At 34.7% G+C, this 24,256-nt stretch carries 19 protein-coding genes and 4 tRNA genes; 2 read left to right on the top strand and 21 right to left on the bottom strand.

Translation table 11 applies throughout. From position 1 onward, the window contains the following. Window positions 1–294: 294 nt before the first annotated feature. Window positions 295–1,248, bottom strand: a complete 954-nt coding sequence (locus ABD859_RS10285) for an AAA family ATPase (RefSeq protein ID WP_345143761.1) — start codon at window positions 1,246–1,248, stop codon at window positions 295–297. Between the two features lie 78 nt (window positions 1,249–1,326). After that, entirely contained in the window at window positions 1,327–2,754 is a 1,428-nt protein-coding gene (locus tag ABD859_RS10280) for a peptidylprolyl isomerase (RefSeq protein WP_345143758.1), read from the bottom strand. A 490-nt stretch (window positions 2,755–3,244) separates the two neighbouring features. Here ABD859_RS10280 and ABD859_RS10275 point away from each other — a divergent pair, with 490 nt between their 5' ends. Beyond that, the gene (locus ABD859_RS10275) at window positions 3,245–4,687 is read left to right on the top strand and encodes an alpha-amylase (protein WP_345143755.1); all 1,443 of its coding nucleotides are present in this window, start codon (window positions 3,245–3,247) and stop codon (window positions 4,685–4,687) included. Window positions 4,688–4,823: 136 nt separating this feature from the next. After that, window positions 4,824–6,416 carry a peptide chain release factor 3 gene (locus ABD859_RS10270; protein ID WP_345143752.1) on the top strand — a complete coding sequence of 531 codons (1,593 nt, stop codon included), beginning with the start codon at window positions 4,824–4,826 and terminating at the stop codon, window positions 6,414–6,416. A gap of 67 nt (window positions 6,417–6,483) precedes the next feature. Here ABD859_RS10270 and ABD859_RS10265 read toward each other — a convergent pair whose 3' ends face one another. From ABD859_RS10265 to ABD859_RS10175, 19 genes are all read right to left on the bottom strand, one after another. Next, entirely contained in the window at window positions 6,484–7,218 is a 735-nt protein-coding gene (locus tag ABD859_RS10265; RefSeq protein WP_345143749.1) for a hypothetical protein, read from the bottom strand. A 354-nt stretch (window positions 7,219–7,572) separates the two neighbouring features. Beyond that, a complete protein-coding gene (locus ABD859_RS10260; RefSeq protein WP_008466913.1) occupies window positions 7,573–7,884 on the bottom strand; it encodes a DUF3467 domain-containing protein in 312 nt (103 codons plus the stop codon). A 10-nt stretch (window positions 7,885–7,894) separates the two neighbouring features. Beyond that, on the bottom strand, window positions 7,895–12,205 hold the full coding sequence (gene rpoC / locus ABD859_RS10255) for a DNA-directed RNA polymerase subunit beta' (protein ID WP_345143746.1): 4,311 nt from the start codon (window positions 12,203–12,205) through the stop codon (window positions 7,895–7,897). Window positions 12,206–12,475: 270 nt separating this feature from the next. After that, the gene (gene rpoB, locus ABD859_RS10250; protein WP_345143744.1) at window positions 12,476–16,288 is read right to left on the bottom strand and encodes a DNA-directed RNA polymerase subunit beta; all 3,813 of its coding nucleotides are present in this window, start codon (window positions 16,286–16,288) and stop codon (window positions 12,476–12,478) included. A gap of 262 nt (window positions 16,289–16,550) precedes the next feature. Next, the gene (gene rplL / locus ABD859_RS10245; RefSeq protein WP_207297498.1) at window positions 16,551–16,922 is read right to left on the bottom strand and encodes a 50S ribosomal protein L7/L12; all 372 of its coding nucleotides are present in this window, start codon (window positions 16,920–16,922) and stop codon (window positions 16,551–16,553) included. An 89-nt stretch (window positions 16,923–17,011) separates the two neighbouring features. After that, window positions 17,012–17,512: a 50S ribosomal protein L10 gene (rplJ, locus tag ABD859_RS10240; RefSeq protein WP_111364129.1), complete on the bottom strand. Its 501-nt coding sequence runs from the start codon at window positions 17,510–17,512 to the stop codon at window positions 17,012–17,014. A 22-nt stretch (window positions 17,513–17,534) separates the two neighbouring features. Continuing rightward, on the bottom strand, window positions 17,535–18,224 hold the full coding sequence (gene rplA, locus ABD859_RS10235) for a 50S ribosomal protein L1 (protein WP_132989545.1): 690 nt from the start codon (window positions 18,222–18,224) through the stop codon (window positions 17,535–17,537). A gap of 13 nt (window positions 18,225–18,237) precedes the next feature. Then, window positions 18,238–18,675: a 50S ribosomal protein L11 gene (gene rplK, locus ABD859_RS10230; protein WP_008466923.1), complete on the bottom strand. Its 438-nt coding sequence runs from the start codon at window positions 18,673–18,675 to the stop codon at window positions 18,238–18,240. 66 nt (window positions 18,676–18,741) lie between these two features. After that, a complete protein-coding gene (nusG, locus tag ABD859_RS10225; protein WP_132989544.1) occupies window positions 18,742–19,293 on the bottom strand; it encodes a transcription termination/antitermination protein NusG in 552 nt (183 codons plus the stop codon). 10 nt (window positions 19,294–19,303) lie between these two features. Next, window positions 19,304–19,501, bottom strand: coding sequence for a preprotein translocase subunit SecE (gene secE / locus ABD859_RS10220; protein ID WP_008466927.1), 198 nt, complete (start codon window positions 19,499–19,501; stop codon window positions 19,304–19,306). An 18-nt stretch (window positions 19,502–19,519) separates the two neighbouring features. Then, window positions 19,520–19,590 (bottom strand) — tRNA-Trp (locus tag ABD859_RS10215). Window positions 19,591–19,645: 55 nt separating this feature from the next. Then, window positions 19,646–20,833 carry an elongation factor Tu gene (gene tuf, locus ABD859_RS10210; RefSeq protein WP_026730432.1) on the bottom strand — a complete coding sequence of 396 codons (1,188 nt, stop codon included), beginning with the start codon at window positions 20,831–20,833 and terminating at the stop codon, window positions 19,646–19,648. Between the two features lie 55 nt (window positions 20,834–20,888). Beyond that, window positions 20,889–20,960: transfer RNA gene (locus tag ABD859_RS10205), tRNA-Thr, on the bottom strand. Window positions 20,961–21,049: 89 nt separating this feature from the next. After that, window positions 21,050–21,130, bottom strand: a tRNA-Tyr gene (locus tag ABD859_RS10200). A 58-nt stretch (window positions 21,131–21,188) separates the two neighbouring features. Further along, window positions 21,189–21,262 (bottom strand) — tRNA-Thr (locus ABD859_RS10195). Between the two features lie 90 nt (window positions 21,263–21,352). Further along, window positions 21,353–21,655 carry a ribosome hibernation-promoting factor, HPF/YfiA family gene (gene hpf / locus ABD859_RS10190; protein ID WP_012024010.1) on the bottom strand — a complete coding sequence of 101 codons (303 nt, stop codon included), beginning with the start codon at window positions 21,653–21,655 and terminating at the stop codon, window positions 21,353–21,355. A gap of 33 nt (window positions 21,656–21,688) precedes the next feature. Next, complete coding sequence (locus ABD859_RS10185) at window positions 21,689–22,582, bottom strand: tyrosine-type recombinase/integrase (RefSeq protein WP_345143735.1); 894 nt, start codon at window positions 22,580–22,582, stop codon at window positions 21,689–21,691. Window positions 22,583–22,680: 98 nt separating this feature from the next. After that, complete coding sequence (rpsU, locus tag ABD859_RS10180; RefSeq protein WP_012024008.1) at window positions 22,681–22,875, bottom strand: 30S ribosomal protein S21; 195 nt, start codon at window positions 22,873–22,875, stop codon at window positions 22,681–22,683. Between the two features lie 232 nt (window positions 22,876–23,107). Continuing rightward, entirely contained in the window at window positions 23,108–24,250 is a 1,143-nt protein-coding gene (locus ABD859_RS10175; RefSeq protein WP_345143730.1) for an acyl-CoA dehydrogenase family protein, read from the bottom strand. Window positions 24,251–24,256: the final 6 nt, after the last annotated feature.

Below are 24,256 nucleotides of genomic sequence, written 5' to 3'. Positions count from 1 at the left end.
TTGTTTTTGTCAAAATATCAATTTTGTATTAAAAAAATGAATTATTGATATTTTAAAAACTTTTCATTAACAAAGTCGAAATTTGATGTTATAAATCAAGTAAGATTTTACCCCTGTTTTGACTAAGAATCTTTCTAAATAAACAATTATAACGTTATAGTTGTCATTTTTAACGTCGGTATCATCACATTTATAACTTTCAAAATTTAATGATAATTTAAAGTTTAAGGGTTCGGCAAAACAAAAAATCCTGATAAGAAATTATCAGGATTTTTTATTTAATATTATGAAAGATTACAGTAGTTTTTTAATAATAACTTCTTCAGTTATTCCTTCTGCATCTGCTTTATAATTTTTAATAATTCTGTGACGTAATATTCCGGTTGCAACAGCCTTTACATCTTCAATATCCGGAGAAAACTTACCATTAAAAGCTGCATGTGCTTTTGCAGCTAAAATTAAATTTTGAGAAGCTCTTGGTCCTGCTCCCCAGTCTAGATAATTTTTTACAAATTCATTTGTTAATGCATTGTCAGGACGAGTTTTACTTACCAAAGTCACTGCATACTCGATAACATTATCTGCCACGGGAATTCGACGGATTAAATGCTGAAAATCTATAATTTCCTGAGCAGTAAATAAAGGTTTTATTTCAACTTTAGCATCAGATGTGGTTTGTTTTACCACTTTTACTTCTTCTTCAAAAGTTGGATATTCTAATTTTACAGCAAACATAAAACGGTCTAACTGAGCTTCAGGAAGCGGATATGTTCCTTCCTGCTCGATTGGGTTTTGGGTTGCTAATACAAAATAGGGCAAATCCAATTTATAATTTTGACCTGCAATGGTCACAGAACGTTCCTGCATAGCTTCAAGCAAAGCTGCCTGAGTTTTTGGCGGTGTTCTGTTAATCTCGTCTGCTAAAATAATATTAGAAAAAATTGGTCCTTTTATAAATTTAAAGTGTCTGTTTTCATCTAAAATTTCACTTCCTAAAATATCAGAAGGCATTAAATCCGGAGTAAACTGAATTCTTTTAAAATCTAACCCCAAAGCCTGAGACAAAGTATTAATCATTAAAGTTTTTGCCAAACCCGGAACACCTATTAAAAGAGCATGGCCTCCAGAAAATATACAAAGTAAAATTTGGTCGATTACGGCATCCTGCCCTACAATGATTTTTGCTATTTCGTTTTTTAATTCGTTACGTTTCTGAACTAAATTATGAATTGCTGTTACGTCAGACATTTATGAATGTATTTAAAATTAAAAAGAGTTAGTTTAATGAATTCATAAAACTAACTCTTTTTCTTTATTTAATAAAAATTATTTTTTTAACCAGTTGTTAGCAAAAGTACAATCTCTGTATTCGCCAATAATTTTGATGTAAGTATCTTTAATTTTAGTATCAAACCATTTTGCGATTGCGTTGATTTGTTTTTCTTTTAGTGCCAATTCTTTAATCTTAGTATAATCTTTAGCATAATCAGCAGTATGCTCGTCAATTCTATTTGTAACTGTGATTAATTTATACGTTTTCTTTCCTTTATCATCGGTATTTAAAAGTGGCTGTGAAACTTCATCATCTTTTAAATTAGAAACCTGACCGTATAAAGTTGGATCCATTTTAGTTAATTCAAAACGAGTATCCTGTGTATTTGGGTTAATTAAAGTTCCACCGTTTGCTCTTGTTTCTTTCTCATCAGATTCTGTTCTTGCTGCTTCTGCAAATGTTAGTTCCTTGCTTACAATTTTAGCTCTGATGTTTGCAATTCTTTCTTTTGCTTCTTTCAAAGCGCTTTCAGAAACCGTAGGCGCAATTAATATGTGACGTAATTCAACTTCCTGACCTTTGATCTTATCAACCATAATGATATGAATACCAAAAGTAGTTTCAAATGGTGCCGAAATTTCACCTTCCTGCAAGCTGAATGCTACATCTTTAAACTCTTTTACGAAAGGTGTTTTACGGGTCATTTTATAATATCCTCCATTAGGAGCAGATCCGGGATCTTGTGAATACAAAACGGCTTTTGTAGCAAAACTCGATCCTTCCAAAACATCTTTTCGAATAGCGTTTAATCGATCTATAACTTTTTGTTTATCTTCTTTAGAAACTTTTGGTTCTACCACAATCTGCGCTACTTCCATTTCAGCTCCAAAAGTCGGCAATTCGTCTTTAGGTATTTTTTTGAAGAAATTACGAACTTCCTCAGGCGTAATTTCTACATCTTTTACAATTTTATCTCTCATTTCTGAGGCTAATTTCTGTTCTTTTAAGATGTCAGAAAAATAAGTTTTAAATTCTTCTACAGAACTCTTTTTATAATATTCTACTACTTTATTAATGTCTCCAACTTGTTGAATCATGTAATTCAAACGTTCTTCCATCATGCTTCTAATCTCGGCATCGCTTACTATAATACTATCCTGAATGGCCTGATGTGCATATAATTTATCTTCTAAAAGTTTACCAAGCATCTGGCATCTTGTAATATCTTTAATACTACCGCCCTGACTTGCAATTTCTAAATAACCTTTATCAATATCAGAATCTAAAACAATATAATCTCCAACTGTAGCGATAATACCGTCAATTTTTTGTTTACCATGAACTGGTTCTGCAGGTTTCTCAGCTACAACATCCTTAATAATTTCCTGAGCCGAAATTATTGAAGTGAAAAAAAGTAAAAAACACATTGTTAAGACTAACTTATAATCAATTGTTTTTAGCTGTAATTTTTTTAATAACATTATTTTAAATTTAATTTGGATGTTAAAGATCTGTACTTTAAAATTTTAATTAAGATCGTATTAGCAATTTTAAAACGTAATTCTAAAAAAGTCAATATACGGTTCTTTATCTTATATAAAACGAACAAAAATAACAATTCAATTACATAATACAACTATCAGCCATAGTATTAACAAAAAATTATGTGGAAGATAAAATGAAATCTAATTCATTATCACTTTCTACTTTGGATTTTCTTTGTTTAAAATCAATATTGCAATCTGATCAATTTAATTTCGAATCATTTTTTTTAAGCTTTAAAAAAAGTTTTAAACACTACAACGTTTTCGTTGCAAAACTATTTTCTTACAAAACTCAACGGTATAGAAAAAATCCTACTTTAGATGTGTAATTAATAATTTATAGCGATAAAAATTAAGAATATCTTGTTTTTAAACCTAAAATTTAACAATTATAAACTTAATTAATTTAACCTTAACCACATCTATCATGAAAAAACCTATTGCAAAATTATGTTTTGCTGTTGCGCTTACAGGATTGCTTTATTCTTGTTCGCAAAATGAAACTAATGAATCTGACTCTAAAGCAGAAAGTCAGCAATTTAAAATTATTAATGTTACGAATCACGATGGAAAACCTTTTAGCACTGGCACTCCTTCAACTTCTTTAACGGGTAAATATGTAGACAATCCGGGCGGAGGCGTTATGATGCAGGCTTTTTACTGGGATGTTCCTGCCGGCGGAAATTGGTGGAACACAGTAAGCGGTAAAGTAACTGCGTGGGGAAATGCAGGAATTGGTTCTATTTGGCTTCCACCCGCTTCAAAAGCGCAAAATGGAGCTTTTTCTATGGGATATGATCCAACAGATTATTTTGATTTTGGAGATTACAATCAAAACGGAAGCACAGAAACCCGATTTGGTTCTAAAACTGAATTGGTAAACTTAATTACAAATGCTCATGCACAAAATATGAAAGTGTATGCTGATATTGTAATTAATCATAATAGCGGCGGACAGTCTGAGGCGAATCCGTTTACGGGAACTAATACCTGGACCAATTTTACCGGAATTGCTTCGGGAAAATTCAAACGTACTTATAATGATTTCTATAAAAATAGTTATGGTAATAATGACGAAGGTGCTTTTGGCGGATTTCCTGATTTATGCCACGCTGCTCCTAACGTACAAGACTGGCTTTGGCTTAGAGCCGATGGTGTTGGTAAATATTACAAAAACACGATGAAATTTGACGGATGGCGATTTGACTACGTTAAAGGTTTTGGACCGTGGGTTGTAAATGCATGGAATGCAAATGTAGGCGGATTTTCGGTTGGAGAATATTGGGATTCTAACGTAAATACGCTTGAGTGGTGGGCTAATAATGCTAATAGTTCTGTTTTTGATTTTGCATGTTATTATAAAATGAATGATGCTTTTGACGGAAATAATCTGGCTTTATTAAACGACGATATGATGTGGAAACGTAATCCGTACAAAGCCGTAACGTTTGTTACAAATCATGATACCGACGAAATCTGGAGCAAAATGTTAGCTTACTCCTATATATTAACTCACGAAGGTTATCCAACAATTTTCTACAGAGATTATGAAGAATGGCTGGATAAAAACAAATTAAACAACCTGATCTGGATTCATAATAATAAAGCAACCGGAACAACTTCGATTTTATATTCTGACAATGACGAATATGTTGCAAGGAGAAACGGTTATAACGGAAATCCTGGCTTGGTGGTTTACATTAACAATTCTGATGCCTGGCAGGAAAGATGGATTCAAACTAATTGGGCCAATACACAGATTAAAGATTTTACAGGAAACTCAACTTGGTACCCAACAACGCAGGGTGATAAATGGGTAAAAATACAATGTCCTCCAAAAGGATATTCAATTTGGTCAATTAATCAGTAATTTTAAAAGTGACTATTATAAGGCTGTTTTACACAGCCTTATTTTTTTACCTAAAAGAAGACTTCCAAATTTATGAAGTGAATATTTTTATAAAGCCGTAATTTAATAGTACTTTTGCAACCTATTTATACGAAATATGAGCTTTTTAAAAGAAATACAACGCAGAAGAACATTTGGAATTATATCGCATCCTGATGCCGGTAAAACAACTTTAACTGAGAAATTACTATTGTTTGGAGGGGCTATTCAGGAAGCTGGAGCTGTAAAAAACAATAAAATCAAAAAAGGAGCAACGAGTGACTTTATGGAAATCGAACGCCAGAGAGGTATTTCGGTTTCGACTTCTGTACTTGCTTTTAATTATAAAGACAAAAAAATCAATATCCTTGATACTCCGGGACACAAGGATTTTGCTGAAGATACTTTTAGAACTTTAACCGCCGTTGATAGTGTAATTGTTGTAATTGACGTTGCAAAAGGGGTTGAGGAACAAACAGAAAAACTAGTTGCTGTTTGTAGAATGCGTAATATTCCTATGATTGTTTTCATTAACAAATTAGACCGTGAAGGTAAAGATGCCTTTGATCTAATGGATGAAGTAGAACAAAAACTAGGTTTAAAAGTTACACCTTTAAGTTTCCCAATTGGAATGGGTTATGATTTTCAGGGAATTTACAATCTTTGGGAAGAAAACATTAACCTTTTCAGCGGAGACAGCCGTAAAAATATTGAAGAAACCATTGCTTTTTCTGATGTTCAGAATAACCCTGAATTAGATAAAATCGTGGGAGAAAAAGCAGCTAATAAACTTCGTGAAGAATTAGAATTAATTGATGAAGTTTATCCAAAATTTGAACGCCAGGATTATTTAGACGGAAAAATTCAGCCTGTATTTTTTGGGTCTGCTTTAAATAATTTTGGAGTTCGAGAATTGTTAGACTGTTTCATTACAATCGCACCTTCACCAAGAGCAAAAGACTCTGAAACTCGTTTGGTAGATCCTGCCGAAGAAAAAATGTCTGGATTTGTTTTTAAAATCCACGCAAATATGGATCCTAAACACCGCGACCGTTTAGCATTTATTAAAATTGTTTCGGGAACTTTTGAAAGAAATAAACCATATTACCACGTTCGCCAGAAGAAAAATTTAAAATTCTCAAGTCCAAACGCTTTTTTCGCTGAGAAAAAAGAAATCGTAGATATTTCTTATCCGGGAGATATTGTTGGTTTACACGATACAGGAAACTTTAAAATTGGTGATACCTTAACAGAAGGAGAAATTATGAGCTTTAAAGGTATTCCAAGCTTCTCTCCAGAGCATTTTAGATACATCAATAACGCTGATCCTATGAAAGCAAAACAGCTGGATAAAGGTATTGATCAGTTAATGGATGAAGGAGTTGCACAGTTGTTTACTTTAGAAATGAACAATCGTAAAATTATTGGTACCGTTGGAGCACTTCAGTATGAAGTAATTCAGTACCGTTTAGAGCACGAATATGGTGCAAAATGTACTTACGAGAATTTCCCTGTGCATAAAGCCTGCTGGGTTAAGCCAGAAGATCCTAAAAATGAAGAATTCAAGGAATTTAAACGTATTAAGCAAAAATTCCTTGCTCATGATAAATACGGCCAGTTAGTTTTCTTAGCCGATTCTGATTTTACAATTCAAATGACGCAGAGTAAATATCCAACGGTGAAACTATACTTTACATCAGAATTTGAATAAAAATTCTAAATATAAAAACAAAAGGCTGTCTAATAAAAGACAGCCTTTTGTTTTTAAAATATACTGTTTATTTTTTGGAGTAGTTTATTCCTAATCCTCCCGCAATATATATTCTGGCTAGTTCTTCTGCATTAATTACTATATTCTGAACCAGTGTATTATTATGAACCGATTTCATACTAAAAGGTATTTCTTTTGAAAGATAATAATCATTTCCTGTTATAGTCACCATGATTGATTTACTGTTTTTTAAAACTTGTGCCACAGCAGTAAACTCACCGTTTTTGGAATTTACTTTCACAGGATTTACTGAACCATTTACAGCAAGCATTAAATCCGGATAAACCTCTTTATTAAATGGTTTATTGGTTTTCTTATCTAATAATTTTCCTTTAACTGTAATTGTTACTTCTTGATTTACATTTTGATTATAGGCTACTTTACCAACTTTATAACTAACAGGTTTTGGACTGATTTCTGTTTCAGCAGGTTTGTTTTCCTGTGCTTTAATAGTTGATGCTAACAATACAGATGCAGCTACAGCAGCATATTTAAAACTATTTATTTTAGAAACTTCATTATGCACAAATTCTTCTTCAAGCTGAGTGGTTTTTAGTCGGGCACAAATATTTGCATCTTTATTTGAAGCAATAAATTTAGCAACCTCAGAGTTCGTTTTTTTACTCAAATCGATCACATTTTTCATGCAGGAATTACAAAATGAACCGTTTGCATTAGGAATCATTTTATCAAAATTTTCAGAACACGGATTTGTTATTTCTAAGGTGAATTTCTTTTTCATACTATACTTTTATTAAGTTAAAATCATTCTGAACGACTCTTACTTATATAGAGTATAATTTTAGTAAAAAGGTTGGAAAAGAAGTAAAATATTTTAAAATAAAAACATAACAACCTCATTTTTAAGCATAAAAAAAGCACTAATTAATTAGTGCTTTTTTAAACTTTGAATTAAATCAACCTTACTAAGTCATTATATTTCAAAAATTAATCTATCATAGGAACCGCCAAATTATAATAATACAGATGCAAAAAGAAATTTTGTCGACCAAAGTAAATTAAATCAGACAAACTGCATTTTTTTTGCAGTATGATTCAAAAAAAGCCCCACTTTTAAAAGTGGGGCTTTCTAAATTTATGCTTGTCCTGCCGGACCAAAATTAAGCGGAATAGGCGCTTGTTCTGTCTCTTTGATTTCGCCGTGAGCAGCTTCAAATCGATGGATATTTTCACCTATAGCTCTTAATAATCTTTTAGCATGTTGTGGTGTCAAAACAATTCTTGACTTTACCTTGGCTTTAGGAATCCCCGGCATAATGCTCACAAAATCTAAAACAAATTCTGATGATGAGTGATTAATAATCGCAAGATTAGAATAAATTCCTTCTGCGACTGTTTCGTCTAACTCAATGTTAATTTGCTCTTGTTGTTGTTTTGGATTACTCATAGTTTCCTAATTAATAAATGTATTCTTCTTTATTAGCCATCATTTCGTTGTAATCATCTTTAGATCCTACGATAGTGTTATCGTACTCTCTCATACCAGTTCCTGCAGGAATTCTGTGTCCAACAATTACATTTTCTTTTAATCCTTCTAAGTCATCTACTTTACCAGCTACTGCAGCTTCGTTAAGTACTTTCGTTGTCTCCTGGAATGAAGCCGCAGAAATGAATGATTTAGTTTGTAACGAAGCTCTTGTAATACCTTGTAAAACTGGCGTTGCAGTTGCAGTAATTACGTCTCTTGCTACAACAAGATTTTTATCTGTACGTTTCAATAATGAATTTTCGTCACGTAACTCACGAGGAGAAATGATCTGACCTGGTTTTAATACTGAAGAATCTCCAGCATCTTCAACCACTTTCATTCCGTATAATTTATCATTTTGAAGGATAAAGTCTTTAGTATGGATCAATTGATCTTCTAAGAATAGAGTATCTCCCGGATCTTCAACTTTAACTTTACGCATCATTTGACGAATTACAACCTCAAAGTGCTTGTCATTAATTTTTACCCCTTGTAAACGGTAAACCTCTTGAATTTCATTTACCAGATACTGTTGTACAGCAGCAGGTCCTTGAATTCTTAAGATATCATCTGGTGTAATAGCACCATCAGACAATGGAACTCCCGCTCTTACGAAGTCATTTTCTTGTACTAAGATCTGGCTAGAAAGCTTAACTAAATACTTTTTAATCTCACCAAATTTAGACTCGATAACGATCTCACGGTTACCTCTTTTGATTTTACCGAATGATACAACACCATCAATTTCAGATACAACTGCTGGGTTAGAAGGGTTACGAGCCTCAAGAAGCTCAGTAATTCTTGGTAAACCTCCCGTGATATCGCCTGCTTTAGAAGAACGACGTGGAATTTTTACTAATACTTTACCTGCTTTAATTTTCTCACCATTCTCAACCATTAAGTGTGCACCTACTGGTAAGTTGTACGAACGAATCAATTCTCCTTCTTTACCGTAAACCAATAAAGTTGGGATTAATTTTTTGTTTCTAGCCTCAGAAATTACTTTTTCCTGGAAACCAGTCTGCTCATCGATTTCAACCATGAACGATTGTCCTTGCTCTAAATCTTCGTAAGCAATCTTACCAGTAAACTCAGAAACAATTACACCGTTATATGGATCCCATTTACAGATTACAGTTCCTTTTCCAACAGTTTCACCATCTTTTACAAAAATACTAGAACCGTAAGGAATATTGTGTGTGTTTAATACAATTCCAGTTCCTTCGTCAACTAATTTTAACTCAGTTGAACGAGATACTACGATATCAACTTCATTACCTTCGCTGTCTTCACCTTTAACCGTTTTTAAATCTTCAATCTCAAGACGTCCGTTGAATCTTGTAACAATACTAGACTCTTCAGAGATACCTCCAGCAACCCCTCCAACGTGGAACGTACGAAGTGTTAACTGTGTACCTGGCTCTCCAATAGACTGAGCTGCAATAACTCCGACAGCTTCACCTCTTTGTGTCATCTTACCAGTAGCTAAGTTTCTACCGTAACATTTAGCACAAATACCTTTTAAAGCCTCACAAGTTAATGGAGATCTAACTTCAACTTTTTCAATTGGAGAAGCTTCAATAGTCTTAACAATCGATTCAGTAATTTGTTGTCCAGATTGAACTATTACTTCGTTAGTAAGAGGATTGATAACGTCTTGTAAAGCAACACGTCCTAAAATTCTCTCTCCTAATGATTCAACGATTTCCTCATTTTTCTTCAATGCAGCAACTTCAACACCTCTTAAAGTTCCACAATCCTCGATGTTAACAATAACATCCTGAGAAACGTCGTGAAGCCTTCTTGTTAAGTAACCAGCATCGGCCGTTTTAAGAGCCGTATCCGCAAGACCTTTACGAGCACCGTGAGTAGAAATGAAGTACTCAAGGATCGAAAGACCTTCCTTAAAGTTAGAAAGAATCGGGTTTTCAATAATCTCACCACCACCGGCAGTAGATTTTTTAGGCTTAGCCATCAAACCACGCATACCAGTTAACTGACGAATCTGCTCCTTAGAACCCCTCGCCCCAGAGTCAAGCATCATATATACAGAGTTGAAACCTTGCTGGTCTTCTCTAATATTTTTCATTGCTAATTCTGTTAACTGAGCATTCGCAGAAGTCCATACGTCAATAACTTGGTTGTAACGCTCGTTATTCGTGATAAGACCCATGTTATAGTTGGTTGAGATACCTTCAACTTGCTCTCTGGCATCTGCAATCAATTTAGTTTTTTGTTCCGGGATTCTAATATCACCTAAAGAGAATGATAAACCTCCTCTAAATGCGAATTTATACCCCATATCTTTCATATTATCCAAGAAAGCTGCCGTTGTAGGTACATCAGTCACACTTAAAATATGTCCGATAATATCTCTAAGGTTTTTCTTAGTCAATACGTCGTTGATATATCCAGCTGCTTCAGGTACTACTTCGTTAAATAATACACGTCCTGCAGTTGTTTGGATAATTTGGTACACTAATTCTCCAGCGTCATTAAAATCTTTTGCTCTAATTTTTACACGAGCATTCAATTCTAATCTTCCTTCGTTTAATGCAATGTTCACCTCTTCAGCAGAGTAGAAAGTCAAATCCTGTCCAATAATTTTGTGATCTTCTGTAGAAATACGCTCTTTGGTCATATAATATAGACCCAAGACCATGTCCTGAGAAGGTACCGTAATTGGAGCACCATTTGCAGGGTTTAAGATATTGTGAGAAGCCAACATTAATAATTGTGCCTCTAAAATAGCTTCTGGTCCTAATGGTAAGTGAACCGCCATCTGGTCACCATCGAAATCGGCGTTGAATGCCGTACATACTAATGGGTGTAACTGGATCGCTTTTCCTTCAATTAATTTAGGTTGGAATGCCTGGATACCAAGTCTGTGCAAAGTAGGAGCACGGTTAAGTAATACTGGGTGTCCTTTAATTACGTTTTCAAGGATATCCCAAACTACAGGCTCTTTTTTGTCAATGATTTTCTTAGCAGATTTTACTGTTTTTACAATACCTCTTTCAATCAATTTACGGATTACGAAAGGTTTGTATAACTCAGAAGCCATATCTTTTGGCAATCCGCACTCATATAATTTTAACTCTGGACCAACGACGATTACCGAACGAGCAGAATAATCCACACGTTTTCCTAAAAGGTTTTGACGGAAACGTCCTTGTTTACCTTTTAACGAGTCAGATAATGATTTTAATGGTCTGTTTGATTCTGTTTTAACAGCAGAAGCTTTACGTGTGTTATCGAATAATGAATCTACAGATTCTTGTAACATACGTTTCTCGTTTCTTAAGATAACTTCTGGAGCTTTAATCTCCATTAATCTTTTTAAACGGTTGTTACGGATGATTACACGACGATATAAATCGTTCAAATCTGAAGTTGCAAAACGACCTCCATCAAGTGGCACAAGCGGACGTAATTCTGGTGGAATAACTGGAACCACTTTCATAATCATCCATTCTGGACGGTTTTCGCGGTTTTCGTTAGACTCACGGAAAGATTCTACAACTTGTAATCTTTTTAAAGCCTCAGTTTTTCTTTGTTTAGATGTTTCGTTATTAGCGCTGTGTCTTAATTCATAAGATAATGCATCAAGATCGATACGAGCTAATAAATCCATAATACACTCTGCTCCCATTTTGGCAACAAATTTATTTGGATCTAAATCATCTAAATATTGGTTTTCCTGCGGAAGAGTATCTAAAATGTTTAAGTATTCTTCTTCAGTTAAGAAATCTAATCTTTGTAATGATTCTCCATCTGCATTTTTAGCGATACCAGCTTGGATTACTACGTATCTTTCGTAGTAAATAATCATATCTAATTTCTTAGATGGAAGACCAAGGATATAACCAATTTTGTTTGGAAGAGAACGGAAATACCAGATGTGAGCGATAGGCACAACAAGGTTGATGTGTCCTACTCTATCACGACGTACTTTTTTCTCAGTAACTTCAACACCACAACGGTCACAGATGATACCTTTGTAACGAATTCTTTTATATTTACCACAAGCACACTCAAAATCCTTAACAGGTCCGAAGATTCTTTCGCAGAAAAGTCCGTCACGCTCTGGTTTGTGTGTTCTGTAGTTAATAGTTTCCGGCTTTAAAACCTCTCCTCTTGATTCTTTCAAGATAGATTCTGGTGAAGCCAATCCGATAGAGATTTTATTAAATCTTTTTACCTGATTTTTATCTTTATTATTGTTTCTGTTATTCATCATAGTTTTTACTATTGATTTATTTGCAATTAAAAAATTGATTTTAGATTTATAATCTACTCTTTAAAAGAAAAGAGTTAATCATTCAGCTACTACCTCGGGTTACTTCTCTAAACCTCAAATCTAATTTGAAGTGCTAGTCATATATTATATGAAAAATCGGAACGGGTTACGGGTATAAATCTTTAAAAACTTGTAACATTTTGTCTCAGCCAAAAGTCTCAGCTTTCAGTTTATAACTGAATACTGAGACTGTGACTAGAAACTTTTTTATTATTCTTCCAAACGAAGATCTAAACCTAGACCTTTCAATTCGTGCATTAATACATTGAATGATTCTGGTAAACCTGGTTCTGGCATAGTTTCACCCTTAACGATAGCCTCGTAAGTTTTAGCTCTACCAATAACGTCATCAGACTTAACAGTTAAGATTTCACGTAGTGTACTAGAAGCTCCATAAGCCTCAAGTGCCCAAACCTCCATCTCTCCAAAACGCTGACCTCCAAATTGAGCTTTACCTCCTAATGGCTGTTGCGTAATCAATGAGTATGGTCCGATAGAACGTGCGTGCATCTTATCATCAACCATGTGTCCTAATTTAAGCATGTAAATTACACCCACAGTTGCTTTTTGTGCAAAACGCTCTCCAGTTCCACCATCAAATAGGTAAGTATGTCCAAAACGTGGTACGTTAGCCTCATCAGTCAAAGCGTTGATCTCGTCCAGAGAAGCACCGTCAAAAATTGGAGTAGCAAATTTTCTACCCAAGTTCATACCAGCCCATCCAAGAACAGTCTCGTAAATCTGACCAATATTCATACGTGAAGGTACCCCAAGTGGGTTCAACACGATATCAACTGGCGTTCCGTCTTCTAAGAAAGGCATATCTTCATGACGAACGATTCTTGCAACAATACCTTTGTTACCGTGACGTCCTGCCATTTTATCCCCTACTTTCAACTTACGTTTTTTAGCAATATAAATCTTAGCTAATTTCAAGATACCAGATGGTAACTCATCTCCAACCGTAATAGTAAATTTCTCTCTTCTTAAAGCACCTTGTAAGTCGTTCAGCTTAATTTTATAGTTATGAATTAAATCATTAACCATTTTATTAGTAGCATCATCAGCAACCCATTGACCTTTACTTAAGTGAGCGAAATCTTCTACTGCGTAAAGCATTTTTTGAGTATATTTTTTACCTTTTGGTAAAACTTCTTCACCCAAATCGTTCATTACACCTTGAGATGTTTTTCCGTTAACGATCAAGAATAATTTCTCAACTAATCTGTCTTTTAATTCAACAAATTTAGTTTCGAATTCCATTTCAAGAGCTCCTAAAGCATCTTTATCCTGAGTACGTTTACGTTTATCTTTTACGGCTCTTGCAAATAATTTTTTGTCAAGAACTACACCATGTAAAGATGGAGAAGCTTTTAATGAAGCATCTTTTACATCACCAGCTTTATCTCCAAAGATTGCACGAAGCAATTTCTCCTCTGGAGTTGGATCTGATTCTCCTTTTGGTGTAATTTTTCCGATCAAAATGTCGCCAGGTTTAACCTCTGCTCCAATTCTAATCATACCGTTTTCATCTAAATCTTTAGTAGCTTCTTCAGAAACGTTAGGAATATCGTTTGTTAACTCTTCGTTTCCTAACTTAGTATCTCTAACCTCTAATGAATAATCATCAACGTGGATAGATGTAAAAATATCATCACGAACTACTTTTTCAGAAATTACAATCGCATCCTCGAAGTTGTACCCTTTCCATGGCATGAACGCAACTTTTAAGTTTCTACCTAAAGCTAATTCTCCATTTTGAGTAGCATATCCTTCAGACAATACTTGTCCAGGAACAACTCTGTCACCTCTTCTTACGATTGGCTTCAAGTTGATACTTGTACCTTGATTGGTTTTTCTAAATTTAATTAAGTTGTATGTTTTCTCATCAGCATCAAAACTAACCATTCTTTCATCTTCAGTACGGTCGTATTTAATTGTAATGATATTAGCATCAACGTATTCTACAGTACCATGACCCTCAGCATTAATCAATACTCTTGAGTCAGAAGCAACTTGACGCTCTAAACCTGTACCAACAATCGGAGCTTCAGGACGAATCAAAGGAACCGCCTGACGCATCATGTTAGATCCCATCAATGCACGGTTCGCATCATCATGCTCCAAGAAAGGAATCAAAGATGCAGAAATCGAAGCGATCTGGTTAGGAGCAACGTCTGTGTAATGAACTACATTTGGCTCAACAACTGGGAAGTCACCTTCCTCACGAGCAATAACATTGCTAGCTGTAATTTTACCAGTTTCATCCATTTCAATGTTTGCCTGAGCAATCATTTTCCCTTCTTCTTCTTCAGCACTTAAGTAGATTGGAGTACTTTCTAAATCAACTACACCGTTAGTAACTTTTCGGTAAGGAGTTTCGATGAATCCCATTCCGTTTACCTTCGCGTAAACACCTAAAGATGAAATCAAACCAATGTTTGGTCCCTCCGGAGTTTCAATCGGACATAAACGTCCGTAGTGCGTGTAGTGAACGTCACGAACCTCGAAACCAGCTCTTTCTCTCGAAAGTCCACCTGGTCCAAGTGCAGATAATCTTCTTTTGTGTGTAATCTCAGCAAGTGGATTCGTTTGATCCATAAATTGAGATAACTGGTTAGTACCAAAGAAAGAATTGATAACCGATGACAATGTTTTAGCATTGATCAAATCGATTGGTGTAAACACCTCATTATCTCTAACGTTCATTCTCTCACGAATAGTTCTAGCCATACGTGCTAAACCAACACCGAATTGTTGAGACAATTGTTCTCCAACTGTTCTAACACGACGGTTTGATAAGTGATCAATATCATCAATCTCTGCTTTAGAGTTGATCAATTCGATCAAATATTTTACAATTGTAATGATATCCTCTTTAGTAAGCACTTGCTTATCCATTGGGATATCTAAATTCAATTTCTTGTTCATTCTGTAACGACCTACTTCACCTAAGTTGTAACGTTGGTCAGAGAAGAACAATTTATCTATAATACCACGAGCAGTTTCCTCATCAGGCGGTTCAGCGTTACGCAACTGACGGTAAATGTGCTCTACAGCTTCTTTTTCAGAGTTTGTTGGATCTTTTTGTAACGTGTTGTGGATAATAGCATAATCTGCTTGATTATTATCCTCTTTGTGTAACAAAATAGATTTAACGTTAGAATCGATGATCTCTTCAACATTATCTTTGTCGATAATAGTATCACGATCAAGGATGATTTCGTTACGCTCGATAGAAACCACCTCTCCAGTGTCCTCATCTACGAAATCCTCGTGCCAAGTGTTCAATACACGCGCAGCAAGTCTTCTTCCAATATATTTCTTAATTCCTGTTTTAGAAACTTTAATTTCTTCAGCAAGGTCGAAGATTTCAAGGATATCCTTATCTCTTTCGAATCCGATAGCACGGAATAAAGTTGTTACAGGTAATTTTTTCTTTCTATCGATATACGCGTACATAACGCTGTTGATATCTGTAGAAAATTCTATCCAAGATCCTTTAAAAGGAATTACTCTGGCAGAATAAAGTTTAGTTCCGTTTGCGTGGAATGATTGTCCAAAGAAAACCCCTGGAGAACGGTGTAATTGAGATACTACTACACGCTCGGCACCATTGATTACAAAAGTACCACTTGGAGTCATGTAAGGAATTGTTCCAAGATAAACATCCTGTACAATTGTTTCAAAATCTTCGTGTTCTGGATCTGTACAGTATAGTTTTAACCTAGCTTTTAAAGGCACACTATAAGTAAGACCTCTCTCTATACATTCTTGAATTGTATAACGTGGTGGGTCAACAAAATAATCTAGGAACTCCAATACAAAGTTGTTTCTTGTATCTGTAATTGGGAAGTTTTCCATGAAGGTGTTGTATAACCCTTCGTTGCCTCTTTCGTCAGATTTCGTTTCCAATTGGAAGAAATCTTTAAAAGATTTAACCTGTACATCTAGAAAATCCGGATAGTCAGGAATATTTTTTGTCGAGGCAAAATTCAATCTTTCAGTCTGATTTGTTATCATCAATGAACAAAATTTTGATTAAAAAAAAGTAATTTTTTGTGTAAAACACATTGCTTAGTTTATACTTTCTTTTTTAAAACCAATACATCTTTAAAAATAAACTAAAAAATAGTCTCATTTTTTTTCTTCGTATTGATCAAAAACTTTTTCGTATTTTAAACTATTTGATAATAAAATTTAATGTATTTTATTATACGAAAAATGGTTTAGGCCTTTGAGTGTTAACTCAGGACCTAAACCTAGTTCTTAAAACCGAGTTGAATTATTTTAATTCAACTACAGCTCCAGCTTCTTCTAATGATTTTTTAAGACCTTCAGCCTCTTCTTTAGAAACACCTTCTTTAACGTTTGATGGAGCACCGTCAACTACATCTTTAGCTTCTTTAAGACCTAAACCAGTTAATTCTTTAACTAATTTTACAACAGCTAATTTAGAAGCTCCTGCATCTTTTAATACAACTGTAAATTCAGTTTGTGCTTCTTCAGCAGCACCATCTCCTCCACCAGCAGCAACTACTACAGCAGCAGCAGCAGGCTCGATTCCGTACTCATCTTTTAATATTGTTGCTAATTCGTTAACTTCTTTTACAGTTAAGTTAACTAATTGTTCTGCGAATTGTTTCAAATCTGCCATTTTTTCTATCGTTTAAAATGATTTGTAAAAATATAATTTAATTATTGTGCGCTAATTAAGCAGCAGGGAAACAGGCTTCCCTACGTTTATTACTCTGCTCCTTCTTCGCTTCCAGCGAATTTGTTTTGTAAAGCAGAAATAATTCTTTGAGCTGGAGATTGTAATAATCCAATGATTTCTCCAATAAGCTCTTCTTTAGATTTAATTGTAGCTAACGCATCTAATTGGTTATCTCCAATATAAACTTCAGAATTGATGTAAGCTCCTTTTAAAACTGGTTTATCAGATTTCTTACGGAAATCTTTGATAATTTTTCCAGGTGCATTAGCAACATCAGAAATGAAGATAGCACTATTACCAGATAAAACTGTTGGTAAATCACCATAATCATTATCAGAAGCTTCCATTGCTTTTGCAAGCAAAGTGTTCTTTACAACCTCTAATTTGATACCTGCTTTAAAACAAGCTCTACGTAAGTTTGAAGTTGTCTCTGCGTTTAAACCAGAAATATCAGAAATGTAAATGATATTTGTACCAGCTAACTGCGCAGTTAAATTTTCAATCGCGATTGATTTTTCTTCTCTAGTCATACTAAAAATTTTTAACTACCAATTATACTGCTTTTGGGTCTAATGCAATAGCAGGACTCATTGTGCTTGTAAGGTGAATACCTTTGATGTATGTACCTTTAGCAGCAGTTGGTTTAAGTTTTATTAATGTTTGAATAATTTCGTGTGCGTTCTCAACGATTTGCTCAGCTCCGAAAGAAACTTTACCAATACCAGCGTGAACGATACCAGTTTTATCAACTTTAAAGTCAATTTTACCAGCTTTAACTTCTTGAACAGCTTTAGCAACATCCATAGTTACAGTACCTGTTTTAGGGTTTGGCATTAAACCTCTAGGTCCTAAAATACGACCTAATGGACCTAATTTACCCATAACAGCAGGCATAGTAATGATCACATCAACATCTGTCCAACCGTCTTTAATTTTTTGTAAGTAATCGTCAAGACCAACGTGATCTGCTCCAGCTTCTCTAGCTTCTGCTTCTTTGTCTGGAGTAACCAATGCTAATACTTTAACGTCTTTTCCTGTTCCGTGAGGTAAAGTAACTACACCTCTCACCATTTGATTCGCTTTTCTTGGATCTACACCCAAACGAACTGCGATATCAACAGACTCATCAAATTTTGCAGAAGCAACAACTTTCAATAATGCAGCAGCATCTTTTAGAGAGTATAATTTGTTCTTTTCAATTTTTGAAGCAGCCTCTTTTTGCTTTTTTGTTAATTTTGCCATGTCTTTTTCTTAATTAAAAAGGAGCATCTCCTGATACAGTTATACCCATAGATCTAGCTGTTCCTGCAACCATACTCATAGCTTTTTCAATTGTAAAAGCATTTAAGTCTGGCATTTTGTCTTCAGCAATAGTTCTAATTTGTTCCCAAGTAACGCTAGCTACTTTTTTACGATTAGGCTCACCAGAACCAGATTTTAGCTTTGCAGCTTCCATTAACTGAACTGCTGCTGGAGGAGTCTTAACAACAAAATCAAATGATTTGTCTTTGTACACAGTGATTTGCACTGGACAAATTTTGCCAGGTTTATCCTGAGTTCTAGCATTAAATTGCTTACAGAACTCCATGATGTTAACCCCAGCAGCTCCTAAAGCAGGTCCAACCGGTGGCGACGGGTTCGCAGCACCTCCCTTAACTTGTAGTTTAACTACCTTACTAATTTCTTTAGCCATTTTTAAAAAATTTAACACTGTAATCAATGGAAGCGATTACAATGGTTTATTATAGTGTAACAAAAATTATACTTTTTCAACTTGCATAAAACTTAACTCTAATGGTGTTTTTCTTCCGAAAATCTTAACCATAACTTCAAGTTTACGCTTTTCTTCATTGATTTTTTCAACCGTACCATTGAAACCATTAAAAGGACCATCGATCACTTTTACTGTCTCTCCTAAGCTGAAAGGAATTGATCTTGTATCTGTATTTACAGCCAATTCATCCACTTTACCTAACATACGGTTTACTTCAGAAAGTCTCAAAGGAACAGGTTCTCCTCCTTTAATTTCTCCTAAAAATCCAATAACACTAGTAATTGACTTAATAATATGAGGAATCTCACCAACCAAGTTAGCTTCGATCATAACATATCCAGGAAAATACACTTTATCCTTAGATGATTTTTTCCCATCTTTTACAGTAACTACTTTTTCAGTAGGAACTAAAACCTGAGAAACATAATCCTCCATACCTAATCTCGCAATCTCAGTCTCGATATAAGCTTTCACTTTATTCTCTTGACCACTAACCGCTCTAACTACGTACCATTTTTTCACATTATTATCTGCCATCACAAAAAAATTATCCTTTTAACCAGTTAAAAAATCCAGCCAAAGCTTTTGCAAAAAATTCGTCTACTCCCCAAGTTGCCAAAGCGAACAGAATCGAAAATACAGCCACAACAATTGTCAATTTTTGAACTTCAGCCCAAGCTGGCCAAGTAACATTTGACTTTAACTCTTCGAAAGCCTCTGATAAATAATTAGTAACTTTTGTCATTTGATATATTTTTTATTGCACGGGCGGAGGGATTCGAACCCCCATCAACGGTTTTGGAGACCGCTATTCTACCCTTGAACTACGCCCGTAATTAAAGCCAGTGATTAAAAAATAATCACTGGCTTTTTATTTATTTTAATAGAATTACTCTACGATTTCAGTAACCTGACCAGCACCAACTGTTCTACCACCTTCACGGATAGCAAAACGTAAACCTACGTTCATAGCGATTGGGCTTAATAAAGCAACTTCAATAGTTAAGTTATCACCTGGCATTACCATCTCTACACCTGCTGGTAAAGAAATAACTCCTGTTACGTCAGTTGTACGTACGTAGAACTGTGGACGGTAGTTATTGTGGAATGGAGTGTGACGTCCACCTTCTTCTTTTTTCAAGATATAAACCTCAGCTTTGAATTTAGCGTGTGGTTTTACTGAACCTGGCTTAATAATAACCATACCTCTTTTGATATCTGCTTTATCAATACCTCTTAACAATAAACCTACGTTATCTCCAGCTTCACCTCTATCAAGGATTTTACGGAACATCTCAACTCCTGTAATAGTAGAAGTTAATTTTTCAGCTCCCATACCAATAATTTCAACAGGATCTCCAGTATTAGCAACTCCAGTTTCGATACGACCTGTAGCAACAGTTCCACGACCTGTAATTGTAAATACGTCCTCAACCGGCATCAAGAATGGTTTAGCTACGTCACGCACTGGCTCTTCGATCCAAGCATCAACAGCTTCCATTAATTCAATAATTTTAGGTACCCAGTTTGGATCATTGTTTAATCCTCCTAAAGCAGAACCTTGAACTACAGGACCATTATCTCCATCATATTCGTAGAAAGATAATAAATCTCTAATTTCCATTTCAACAAGCTCTAATAACTCAGCATCATCAACCATATCCACTTTGTTCATGAAAACAACGATTCTTGGAATACCAACCTGACGTCCTAAAAGGATGTGCTCACGAGTTTGTGGCATTGGACCATCTGTAGCAGCAACTACTAAGATAGCTCCATCCATTTGAGCAGCACCAGTAACCATGTTCTTTACGTAATCCGCGTGACCTGGACAGTCAACGTGAGCGTAGTGACGGTTAGCAGTTTCGTACTCTACGTGTGATGTATTAATAGTAATACCTCTTTCTTTCTCCTCTGGAGCGTTATCGATTTGATCAAACGATTTTGCTTGACAGTAACCAGCATCTGACAATACTTTTGTAATTGCAGCAGTTAATGTAGTTTTTCCGTGATCTACGTGTCCAATTGTACCTATGTTTAAGTGCGGTTTGGAACGATTAAAATTCTCCTTTGCCATTTTACTTAATTTTTAATCTTAGTTATATATTAATTTTCAATTTCCTACTTACTTGAGCCAATGTCGGGATTTGAACCCGAGACCTCTTCCTTACCAAGGAAGCACTCTACCCCTGAGCTACACCGGCAGAGAGTTCTGATTTGAGATTTTCGAATTTAGATTTCAGATTTTTCTCTCTAAAATTCACAACCCCAATCTCAACTTCTTTTTTTTTTGTGGGGAGAGCAGGATTCGAACCTGCGAAGTTCACACAGCAGATTTACAGTCTGCCCTCGTTGGCCGCTTGAGTATCTCCCCTAATTTTTAAATTCCATTATTTTAAAGAACAAATTTCAAATCGCATTTGAAATTTTTGAGCCGATAGAGGGACTCGAACCCACGACCTGCTGATTACAAATCAGCTGCTCTAGCCAGCTGAGCTACATCGGCGAATACATTAAAAAAGTCCGCTATTTCTAACGGACTGCAAATGTAGCTATTTTATCTTTTAATCAAAACATTTTTTAAAAAAAATTTCAATTATATATGTGCTCTTATTTTTTCTTTCCTTTTTACCAATAAACGTTCTAGCGATTCTGCCGAAAGTTCTACAGCCTCTTCAAAGGTTTTACATTGTTTTTTAACCAAAAACTCATCTCCCGGAACATTAATCTTAATCTCTACTGCCTTATTCTCCTTCTCACTTGTTCTTTCAACCTTTAAAAAAACATCAGCCGAAACAACTCGGTCGTAATACTTTTCAAGCTTATCCATTCTCTCTTGAATAAAATCCACCAATTTTCTGTCGACAGTAAAGTTAACTGCATGAACATCTACCTTCATAATAATAATTTTAGGGTTAAACTTTTGGAATTATTATTTGTTTCTTGGATGCGCATCTGAATACACTTTTTTTAACTCTGCTAAACTATTATGAGTATAAACCTGCGTTGATGCCAAACTCGAATGCCCTAATAACTCCTTAACTGAATTTAAATCTGCCCCGTTATTAAGCAAATGAGTCGCAAATGTATGCCGAAGCACATGAGGACTTTTTTTTACCTTTTCAGAGACCCTACTAAAGTAACAATTTATTAATCGATACACAAAAGATTCGCTTAATTTTAACCCTTTTTTCGAAATAAAAAAATAATCAGAATCCACAATTTCATCAAGCCCCTCTCTTTCTTTCAAGTACAAATTGATTTGATCTGCCACTATAGGCAAAAGCGGCACAATGCGCTCTTTATTTCTTTTACCCAAAACTTTTACAACGTTTGAAGATAAATCTACATTTCGAAACATCAAACTTATCAGCTCAGCTCTACGCATTCCTGTAGCATAAAAAAGATCAACAATAAGCTTATCCCTTACTTCTTCAAATCCTTCCGGCGCATCAACATCAAGCATTAAATCATTTACTTCTTTTTCAGAAAACGGAATCTGAACAATTTTAGGAGTTTTAAGCGCCTTATGCTTAAGCATTGGACTCACTTCTATTTGCTTAATTTTTAAAAGAAATTTATAAAAAGCTTTTAAAGAAGCCATTTTTCGATTTACCGAAACATTAGAAACTCCCTGATCCACTAAAAAAACAATCCAGCTTCTAATTTGGCTGTAATTTACTTTTTCAATAGAATCCTGCTCAAACCGTTCTTTATTAAAATCTTCAAAAAATCCTAAATCATTTAAATAAGCATTTACAGTATGAGGAGAATATTTTTTCTCATACTGAAGATAATCCTGAAATGCCTGTTTATTTGATTTCATATTATTAATCATAAAAGGTAATAAAACAAAAAAAACCGTTAGCATCAAAATTAATACATTTTGATTACTAACGGTAATTATTTTAAAAAAGCAAAATACTAACTTTCTAAACTATCTTTCAAAGTTTGGATGTAAGCAGCTTTTTGAATTTGAGCTCTTTTTACAACAGAAGGCTTAATAAAAGCAGTACGTGCTCTTAATTGACGAACAGTTCCTGTTTTATCAAATTTTCTTTTATAGCGCTTTAATGCTCTATCGATATTTTCTCCGTCTTTAATTGGTATAATTAACATAATATAGACACCTCCTCTCGTTAAGGCTGCAAATGTAAAAATTAATTCTTAATTATGAACCATAAAATTTAAATTATTTTCAGAAACTCCATTTCCGAAGTATGTGTGAGGGATTGCAACGGAAATCCTTTTTTAGTTTTTTCTTTAAAAACAAAAAGATTACTTCATCGCATTTATTTTAATTGGAGTACAGTGAACTTCGTTTGAAGCGAAAGCCCGACTCTAAATAATATTACTCTTTTAATAAATTTCTAGAGATAACCAGTTTTTGAATTTCTGTTGTTCCTTCTCCTATTGTACAAAGTTTAGAATCTCTGTAGAATTTTTCGACTGGAAAATCTTTAGTATAACCGTAACCTCCATGTATTTGAACAGCTTCGTTTGCAATTTTAACGCAAGCTTCTGATGCGTACATTTTGGCCATTGCACCAGATGTAGTTACTGGTTTATGCTGCTGTTTTAAATAAGCTGCTTTATGCAAAAGCAATTCCGAAGCTTCTATTTCGGTTGCCATATCTGCTAATTTAAATGAAATGGATTGAAAATTACTAATAGGCTGTCCAAACTGATGTCTTTCTTTAGAATATTTTTTTGAAGCTTCGTAGGCTCCTTTTGCAATTCCTAATGACAGGGCTCCAATTGAAATTCGGCCTCCATCTAAAATTTTCATTGCCTGAACAAATCCCTGTCCTACTTCTCCTAACCTGTTTGCATCTGGCACATGACAGTTATCGAAAACAAGCTCTGCGGTTTCGCTTGCGCGCATTCCTAATTTATTTTCTTTTTTCCCTGAAGAAAATCCTGCCATTCCTTTTTCTAATACAAAAGCTGTCATTCCTTTAGAATCACCTTTTTCTCCGGTTCTTACAATAACTACAGCTACATCTCCTGAAATAGCGTGAGTAATAAAGTTTTTTGCTCCGTTAATAATCCAGAAATCTCCGTCTTTAACTGCTGTTGTACTCATTCCTCCGGCATCAGAACCTGTATTATGTTCTGTTAATCCCCAAGCACCAATATATTCTGCTGTTGCCAGTTTTGGCAGATATTTTTTCTTTTGTTCTTCGTTTCCAAAAGTTAGAATATGGTTTGTACAAAGTGAATTATGCGCCGCCACAGATAATCCAATTGAAGGATCTACTTTTGAAATTTCTTCGATTACTGTAATATATTCGTGATAACCTAATCCTGAGCCTCCATATTCTTCCGGCACTAAAACGCCCATAAATCCCATTTCACCTAATTTCTTAAATAAATCTACAGGAAAAATCTGCGCTTCATCCCACTCCATTATATAAGGCTTTATGTTTTTTTCAGCAAAGTCTTTTATAGATTGCGCAATCATTGACTGCGTTTCGTTATATTCAAAATTCATTTTAGT

The organism is Flavobacterium ginsengiterrae (assembly GCF_039539785.1).
Classification (GTDB): Bacteria; Bacteroidota; Bacteroidia; order Flavobacteriales; family Flavobacteriaceae; genus Flavobacterium; species Flavobacterium ginsengiterrae.
The sequence above is the reverse complement of the archived record's forward strand: the minus strand, read 5'-3'. Positions and strand labels throughout refer to the sequence as shown.

Coding starts and splice junctions, on each gene's coding strand:
- ABD859_RS10275 (WP_345143755.1), top strand. CDS start 3,245: ATGAAAAAACCTATTGCAAAATTATGTTTTGCTGTTGCGCTTACAGGA.
- ABD859_RS10280 (WP_345143758.1), bottom strand. CDS start 2,754: ATGTTATTAAAAAAATTACAGCTAAAAACAATTGATTATAAGTTAGTC.
- nusG (WP_132989544.1), bottom strand. CDS start 19,293: ATGGCAGATAATAATGTGAAAAAATGGTACGTAGTTAGAGCGGTTAGT.
- rpoB (WP_345143744.1), bottom strand. CDS start 16,288: ATGATAACAAATCAGACTGAAAGATTGAATTTTGCCTCGACAAAAAAT.
- rplK (WP_008466923.1), bottom strand. CDS start 18,675: ATGGCTAAAGAAATTAGTAAGGTAGTTAAACTACAAGTTAAGGGAGGT.
- rplA (WP_132989545.1), bottom strand. CDS start 18,224: ATGGCAAAATTAACAAAAAAGCAAAAAGAGGCTGCTTCAAAAATTGAA.
- ABD859_RS10270 (WP_345143752.1), top strand. CDS start 4,824: ATGAGCTTTTTAAAAGAAATACAACGCAGAAGAACATTTGGAATTATA.
- rplJ (WP_111364129.1), bottom strand. CDS start 17,512: ATGACTAGAGAAGAAAAATCAATCGCGATTGAAAATTTAACTGCGCAG.
- ABD859_RS10265 (WP_345143749.1), bottom strand. CDS start 7,218: ATGAAAAAGAAATTCACCTTAGAAATAACAAATCCGTGTTCTGAAAAT.
- rplL (WP_207297498.1), bottom strand. CDS start 16,922: ATGGCAGATTTGAAACAATTCGCAGAACAATTAGTTAACTTAACTGTA.
- ABD859_RS10185 (WP_345143735.1), bottom strand. CDS start 22,582: ATGAAATCAAATAAACAGGCATTTCAGGATTATCTTCAGTATGAGAAA.
- tuf (WP_026730432.1), bottom strand. CDS start 20,833: ATGGCAAAGGAGAATTTTAATCGTTCCAAACCGCACTTAAACATAGGT.
- ABD859_RS10175 (WP_345143730.1), bottom strand. CDS start 24,250: ATGAATTTTGAATATAACGAAACGCAGTCAATGATTGCGCAATCTATA.
- ABD859_RS10285 (WP_345143761.1), bottom strand. CDS start 1,248: ATGTCTGACGTAACAGCAATTCATAATTTAGTTCAGAAACGTAACGAA.
- hpf (WP_012024010.1), bottom strand. CDS start 21,655: ATGAAGGTAGATGTTCATGCAGTTAACTTTACTGTCGACAGAAAATTG.
- rpoC (WP_345143746.1), bottom strand. CDS start 12,205: ATGATGAATAACAGAAACAATAATAAAGATAAAAATCAGGTAAAAAGA.
- secE (WP_008466927.1), bottom strand. CDS start 19,501: ATGACAAAAGTTACTAATTATTTATCAGAGGCTTTCGAAGAGTTAAAG.
- ABD859_RS10260 (WP_008466913.1), bottom strand. CDS start 7,884: ATGAGTAATCCAAAACAACAACAAGAGCAAATTAACATTGAGTTAGAC.
- rpsU (WP_012024008.1), bottom strand. CDS start 22,875: ATGTTAATTATACCAATTAAAGACGGAGAAAATATCGATAGAGCATTA.